Source organism: Streptomyces sp. MCA2, from assembly GCF_023544705.1.
GTDB lineage: Bacteria > Actinomycetota > Actinomycetes > Streptomycetales > Streptomycetaceae > Streptomyces > Streptomyces decoyicus.
The window spans coordinates 1-6,714 of sequence record NZ_JAMJFM010000107.1 but is presented as its reverse complement, the minus strand read 5'-3'; the positions used below and the strand labels follow the sequence as shown (position 1 = coordinate 6,714).

Sequence of the window (6,714 nt, the reverse complement as noted above, 5' to 3'; positions counted from 1 at the left end):
GATCGTGCAGGGCCCCTTGCGCGGAGGTTCTGCTTCGGCTGAACTGACGTACCGTCAGAATCGGTGGGAAGGTGTGTGCCGGTGTGCGCGGTGTGTGCGGTGGGACGCGCCGATGCCGGGCACCCGGTGCGGCAGCGGGAGGGTGTGCGGGATGCAGACGATCTGGCTCGGTGGGGCGGAGTGGCTGGCCGTGCTCCGCATCGGCCTCGGCCTGTGGTGGCTGGAGAGCTGGCGGCACAAGGACAAGAAGGGCTGGTTCGAGCGCGGTACGGGCATCGCGTGGGCCGGGGACGTGGCCGGCAAACACCGCTGGCGGGTGGTGCGCAGCGGCTTCGATGCGGTCGTCCGGCCCCGGCCCAAGGTGATGGCGTACCTCGTGGTCTACGCCGAGCTGGCCCTCGGGCTCGGCCTCGTCCTCGGGTTCCTCACCCCGGTCGCGCTGGTTGCCGGTCTGGTGCTCAACCTTCTCTATCTGCTGCTGATGATCCACGACTGGGCGGAGCAGGGGCAGAACGCCATGATGGCGCTGATCTCCCTGGTCGCCCTGTTCACAATGAGCTGGCAGACGTGGTCGCTCGATGCCGTGGTGGGGGTGTTCTCGTGAGGGCCGGGAGGAGTGGGGCAGCGGGGACAGCAGGGACAGCGGGGGCGCAAGGTGCTGTGCCACGTGCGGCGCAGGGTGCTGCGCCGGCTGCGGCGCGGAGTGCGTCAGGGGGTGCGTCACGGAGTGCGCCGCGAAGTGGGGCCCGGAGCGCGGGGCGTTTTGATCTGCCGGAGGTGGACGCCTTCACCAGGCCGTACTGGGACGCGGCGGCCGAGGGGCGGCTGCTGCTCCGCCGCTGCCGGGGCGAGGGGTGCGGTGCGGCCCATCACTACCCGCGTGAGTTCTGCCCGTACTGCTGGAGCGAGGACGTCGTCTGGGAGCCGGCCACCGGCCGCGCCACCCTCTACACCTGGTCCGTCGTGCACCGTAACGACCTCCCGCCGTTCGGCGAGCGGGTCCCGTACGTCGCGGCCGTGGTCGATCTCGTCGAAGGCCCCCGGATGATGACCGAGATCACCGACTGCCCGGAGCCGGAACTACGGATCGGGATGCCGCTCGCGGTGCACTTCCGTCGCGAGGGCGAAGGTGACGGCGAGGGCGACGGTATGGGTGCGGGGGCGGGCGAAGGCGAAGGCGTGGGCGGCAGGGTTGCCATCCCTGTCTTCCGGCCCGCGTGACTCCGGCGCGTCCCTGAGTTCCCGCGCCTGGGCTCCCGCCCCTGAGCTCCCGCCCCTGGGCTCCGGTCCCTGAGCTCCCGCCCCTGGGCTCTCGCGTCACCGTCCCTCCCCCCCGGCGCCGTTCCTGGGCTCACGCCTCCCCGCGTTGCCGTGCAGGGTCGCGGCGAATTCCGGTGGCGGCCCCGGCAGGTCCGCGGGATGCTGTGGCCGTGTTGATTCGTGAGGCGACCGCGGGCGACTGGCCCGCCATCTGGCCCTTCTTCCACGCCATCGTGGCGGCCGGGGAGACCTACACCTATCCGCGGGACATCGATGAGGCCACGGCCCGCGAGATGTGGATGCTGACGGCGCCCGGCCGTACGGTCGTCGCCGTCGACGACTCCGGCACGGTGCTCGGTACCGCCAAGATGAACCCCAACCACATGGGCGGCGCCGCGCATATCGCCAGCGCCAGCTTCATGGTCGCCCCGCAGTGCGGCGGGCGCGGCGTCGGGCGGGCGCTGGGTGAACACGTACTGGCCTGGGCCCGCGCGGAGGGCTATCGCGCGATGCAGTTCAACGCCGTCGTGGAGACCAACACCGGCGCCGTCGCCCTCTGGGAGTCCTTGGGCTTCCAGATCATGACGACACTGCCCGAGGGCTTCCGGCACCCCACCAAGGGCTATGTGGGGCTGCACATCATGTATCAGCAGCTGTGAGGGCGGGCGGGGCGGCGCCCGCGCCGGACGCCCCTCACGGCCAGAGCAGTTCCTGCACCCAACGGCCGCCCTCGTAACGGTAGTTGAGACGGATGTGGCGGCGCCGCGCATCGCCCTGGAAGAACTCGACCTCCTCGGCGCGCAGCACGTACAGCGTCCAGCTCGGCACCGGCGCCTCCGGCTCGCGCCGGGCGCGCTCCCATGCGGCGTCCGAGGCGCGTGCCAGCTCCTCCGCAGAGCCGAGCACCTCGCTCTGCCGGCCGACCAGCCCAGCCGCCAGCGCACCCGTGGAGCGGCGGTGCAGATCTGCCGCACTCTCCTCGGGCCCCGCCGCGGTCACCGACCCCCGGACCCGCACTTGGCGGCCGACCCCCGCCCAGTAGAAGCCGAGCGCAGCCCGCGGCCGTACGGCCAGCTCGCGGCCCTTGCGGCTGCCGCGGTGCGAGGCGAAGTGCCAGCCCTGCTCGTCGGCGTCGTGCAGCATCAGGGTCCGTACGGAGGGGTCGCCGGACGCGTCCGCCGTGGCCAGCGTCATGGTGTGCGGCTCGGGCACACCTGCCTCGGCGGCCTCCCGCAGCCACTGCCGGAACAGTGGCAGCGGCTCGTCCGGGGCCGTTGCCGGGTCGAACGACGGCAGCTCGACGTCCCAGACGCGCAGCCCGCGCAGCAGCTCACGGAACGCGCGGGCGTCCGTGGCGTCAGCGTCATGCGCGGCGGAATCGTGCGCGGCGGCACCGGCGGCACCGGTGGCACCGGTGGCACCTGCGGCACCGGTGGAAGCGGCGTCCGGCGGGTCCTGGTGCCCGGGATGATCAGTCATGTCAGGCAGCGTACGTGGGGCGTGCGGCGTCCGGCGCGGGGCCGGCGGCCCGGTTCGGCGCCTCCGGCACCTCTGGCACCTCCGGCACCGGATAGTCCTTGAGCGTGATCGCCTGGGCAGCTCGCTGGACGTCCTCCGCGATCTTCTTCGCGACCAGGTTCTTCCACGGCATGTAGGGCAGGATCCGCATCATCAGATGCCGGAACCGGATCTGTCGCCGGGTGTCCGCCGTCATCTCCCGGGCGAACTTCCTCGCCAGCGCGTGATTGACCGCGACATAGCCGCGCATCTCCGTCTCGTAGCGCCCGAAGGCCTCCTCCGGGGCGCGGCCGGCCGCCGCCAGCTCACCGGCCAGGACGTACGCGCCGACCAGCGCCATCCCCGTGCCCTGTCCCGACGCAGGTGAGGGGCAGTGCGCGGCATCGCCGAGCAGTACCACCCGGCCGTGCGACCAGCGGTCCATCTCGATCAGCTGCATCCCGTCGAAGTAGAAGTCGCCCGCCTTACGGGCCGCTTCGAGCATCCGCGGGACCTGACCCCAGCCTCGGGCCGGTGCGGCCTCCACCCCCACACCCTCGAACGCCGCGTCCAGCAGGGCCAGCTGCTGCCGCGGGTCCCGGTGGTCGTAGCGCAGCCGTGGTGAACGGAAGACGAGCAGGCCCTTGGCGGCCGGGTCCCCTGCGGAGCTGTAGGCGCAGATCAGCCTGCCGGGCAGCGCGTGATACAACTCCTCGCGGTCCAGGTCCAGTTCATTGGGCATGGAGAAGGCGCTGATATACGCCCCGAGGTGCCGTACGAACTGCTCTTCCGGGCCGAAGGCCAGCCGCCGGACGGTGGAGTGCAGACCGTCCGCGCCGACGACGAGGTCGAAGCGGCGGGGAGCGGCATGCTCGAAGGTGACGTCGACGCCTGCGGTCCCGTCGGTCACGGGGGTGATCGAAGTGATCGAGTCACCGAAGGAGTACTCGACGTCCGCCCGGGTGCGCTCGTAGAGGATGCGCGCCAGATCGCCCCGCATGATCTCGTCGTCGCGGCCGATCCGGGCGCCGAAGATATCGGCGGGCAGGGTGGCGATCCGCTTGCCGTCGTCGTTCACATACGCGCCGGTCCGCATGTCCGTACTGGCGCGCTGGATGTCCTCCAGGATGCCCATCCGTTCGGCGACCTCGATCGCGGCACCCCGGATGTCGACCTTGTAGCCGCCGGTCCGCGGCGCGGGGGCGCGCTCGACGACGGTCACCGCGAAGCCGTGGCGGTGCAGCCAGTAGGCGAGCGCCGGGCCGGCGATGCTCGCGCCGGAGATCAGTACGGTCCGGGGCGTCGTGCTGCGGGGGGAGGGGGCGGTGTCGGGCATGGCGGGGTTCCCTTCGGGGCCGTGGTGCTCCTGAACGGACTGCGCCGGGTGATCACGGCGCTCGGTCGTGGTGCACTCGCTGACCGGTGATGCCGACTATACGAGCGTCTTAAACGCTTGTCTATGACACTTGTTTAAGAGGGCGGTCCATGACGCTTGTCCACGACGCTTGTCCACGGTGTTCGGTCATGGCGCTTGTGGGTGAGGTCGCGGCGAGGCGTCCCATGTAGGACACGTCCTGACCTTGATCCTCACTAGCGTCGGCCTTGGCAGCGTCACCGCGAAGGAGCAGAAGTTGAGCAAGGTCAGCACCAACCAGCCGCTCGGAACGCCGACGTGGATCGACCTCGGGGTCCCCGACCTCGACCGTGCGAAGGCGTTCTACCGCGCGTTGTTCGGCTGGGAGTACGAGGAGCGGTCGGCGGCAACCGGCCCCTTCACCCTGTGTCTGCTGCGCGGACAGCGGGTGGCGGCGCTGCGGCACGTCACCGCCGCCGATGCCGAAGGCGAGTCATGGTGGCACGTCCACCTCGCCACGGACGACTGCGACCGCACGGCCAAGCAGATCGTCGTCAGCGGCGGGACGGTGCTCGTACCGCCGGCGGATGTGGCGGACCTGGGCCGCACGGCCGTCGTCGCGGACCCCACCGGCGCCCGCTTCAGCCTCTGGCAGGGTCGTACGCTGGCGGGCTGTGAGCTGGTCAACGAGCCCTGCGCACTGGTCCGCAACGACCTGGCCAGCCCGGACCCCGGCCCCGCCCGCCGCTTCTACGCCACTGTCTTCGACTTCACGCTCGACGGCAACGACGACCTCCCCGGCTTCGACTTCACCTTCCTGCGCCGCCCCGACGGCCATGAGATCGGCGGTGTCTTCGGCGACCCGGCGGCCCCCGCGTCCCGTTGGCAGACCGTGTTCGAGGTCGCGGACACCGACGACCTGGTGGCCCGCGCCGTCGCCGCGGGCGGTACCGCGGGCACCCCGGAGGACGCCCCCTACGGCCGGATGGCCGCGATCACCGACCCCTTCGGCACGTCCTTCAGCGTCATCACCCGCCCGTCGCCCGCCAGTTAGGCGCGGGCCGGCAGAGGTAACCCCGGCCCGCCCTGCCAACGTCCCGTCCCGCCCCGGCCCGGTGTCGCCCCGCCTCGCCTGGTCGGGGCGGGGCGCCCACCACGGAATAATTCGTTCGCCCCGCCCGGGGGCTCCGCCTACGCTGCCCCCATGAACTTCCTCCAGATCTACGGCTGACACGGCCGAGGGCGCTCCGCCGCCCCTGCCCGCACCCAGGCGTGCCCGCGGCGCGACCGGCTTCGTTGCCGGCGTCGCGTGGTGCCGCGCCGTGCCGCCTGGGCCGTCGGGCTTCCGTGCCCCCGTTCCGTAGCTCTGTACCGAAGGAAGTCCTGGACCCATGCGTCCCTCTGAACTTGCCCCTGCCCCTATGCCTGCGCGCGCCCATATCGCCATGATCGGCTCGCCGATGCACAGTCATGTGCTGCCCAGCCTGGAGATCATCCGTGAGCTGGTCGCCCGTGGCCATCGTGTGACGTACGCCAACGCCGACCATGCGGCCGAGCTGATCGCCCCCACCGGCGCCGAGTTCGTCCGCTACTCCACCACCCTGCCGGTCGCGGACAACGACTGGCCGCAGGATCCCGTTGCCGCCTCCTCGCTCTTCCTCGACGAGGCGATCGCGGTGCTGCCGCAGCTGCACACCGCGTACGACGACGACCCCGCCGACCTCTACCTCTACGACATCGCCTCCTACTCCGCCCGCGCGCTGGCCGAGGCGCAGGGCCGTGAGCTCGTCCAGCTGTCACCGACCTTTGTGGGCTGGGAGGGGGCCCAGGAGGAGATTGCCGCGATGTTCGCCGGGCTGCCGGGGGCGGATGCCTACCATTCGCGGTTCGCCGAGTGGCTGGCCCGGTGTGGCGCGGTCACCACGGAGGTGGACGCGTACGCCGGCCGGCCGGGCCGGGCGGTGGCGATGATCCCGCGCGCCATGCAGCCGCATGCGGACCGGGTCGACACCGATGCGGTGACCTTCGTCGGACCGTGCCTCGGCAGCCGTGCGGAGCAGGGCGGCTGGACGCGGCCGGCCGGTGCGGAGAAGGTGCTGCTGGTGTCGCTGGGCTCGGCGTACACGCGGCAGCCGGAGTTCTACCGGCAGTGCGTGGCGGCGTTCGGGGAGCTGCCGGGGTGGCATGTGGTGCTACAGATCGGCAAGTACACCGATCCGGCGGAGCTGGGTGACCGGATTCCCGCGAACATCGAAGTGCGGTCGTGGGTACCGCAGTTGGCGGTGCTGGAGCAGGCGGACGCGTTTGTGACGCATGCGGGGATGGGCGGCAGCAGTGAGGGGCTGTACACGGGCGTGCCGATGATCGCCGTCCCGCAGGGCGCCGAGCAGTTCCTCAACGCCGACCGGCTGGCCGAGCTGGGCGTCGCCCGCCGTATCGACACCGCGGATGCCACGGCCGAGGCACTGCGCAGCGCGCTGACGGAACTCACCAGCGATCCGCAGGTCGCCGCGCGTTCGGCCGAGCTACGGGCCGAGGCCCGCGCGGCGGGGGGCGCCCGACGGGCCGCGGACCTGATCGAGGAGCGGTTGCGCTGACGCCCA

Annotated in this window: 7 protein-coding genes; 5 read left to right on the top strand and 2 right to left on the bottom strand. The window is 71.7% G+C overall.

The annotated features are described in order from the left end of the window. Window positions 1-151: 151 nt before the first annotated feature. From M8I34_RS40890 to M8I34_RS40880, 3 genes are all read left to right on the top strand, one after another. A complete protein-coding gene (locus M8I34_RS40890; RefSeq protein WP_250058133.1) occupies window positions 152-604 on the top strand; it encodes a DoxX family membrane protein in 453 nt (150 codons plus the stop codon). A gap of 173 nt (window positions 605-777) precedes the next feature. Next, window positions 778-1,221, top strand: coding sequence for an OB-fold domain-containing protein (locus M8I34_RS40885; RefSeq protein ID WP_308372804.1), 444 nt, complete (start codon window positions 778-780; stop codon window positions 1,219-1,221). A 209-nt stretch (window positions 1,222-1,430) separates the two neighbouring features. Continuing rightward, on the top strand, window positions 1,431-1,919 hold the full coding sequence (locus M8I34_RS40880; protein ID WP_250058132.1) for a GNAT family N-acetyltransferase: 489 nt from the start codon (window positions 1,431-1,433) through the stop codon (window positions 1,917-1,919). A gap of 34 nt (window positions 1,920-1,953) precedes the next feature. Here M8I34_RS40880 and M8I34_RS40875 read toward each other — a convergent pair whose 3' ends face one another. Then, the gene (locus M8I34_RS40875) at window positions 1,954-2,739 is read right to left on the bottom strand and encodes a pyridoxal 5'-phosphate synthase (RefSeq protein WP_250058131.1); all 786 of its coding nucleotides are present in this window, start codon (window positions 2,737-2,739) and stop codon (window positions 1,954-1,956) included. Window position 2,740: 1 nt separating this feature from the next. Further along, complete coding sequence (locus M8I34_RS40870) at window positions 2,741-4,093, bottom strand: FAD-dependent monooxygenase (RefSeq protein ID WP_250058130.1); 1,353 nt, start codon at window positions 4,091-4,093, stop codon at window positions 2,741-2,743. Between the two features lie 295 nt (window positions 4,094-4,388). Here M8I34_RS40870 and M8I34_RS40865 point away from each other — a divergent pair, with 295 nt between their 5' ends. Together M8I34_RS40865 and M8I34_RS40860 are read left to right on the top strand one after the other, a co-directional pair. Next, the gene (locus M8I34_RS40865; RefSeq protein ID WP_250058129.1) at window positions 4,389-5,165 is read left to right on the top strand and encodes a VOC family protein; all 777 of its coding nucleotides are present in this window, start codon (window positions 4,389-4,391) and stop codon (window positions 5,163-5,165) included. A gap of 367 nt (window positions 5,166-5,532) precedes the next feature. Further along, the gene (locus M8I34_RS40860) at window positions 5,533-6,708 is read left to right on the top strand and encodes a macrolide family glycosyltransferase (RefSeq protein WP_374211060.1); all 1,176 of its coding nucleotides are present in this window, start codon (window positions 5,533-5,535) and stop codon (window positions 6,706-6,708) included. The last annotated feature ends 6 nt before the right edge of the window (window positions 6,709-6,714 follow it).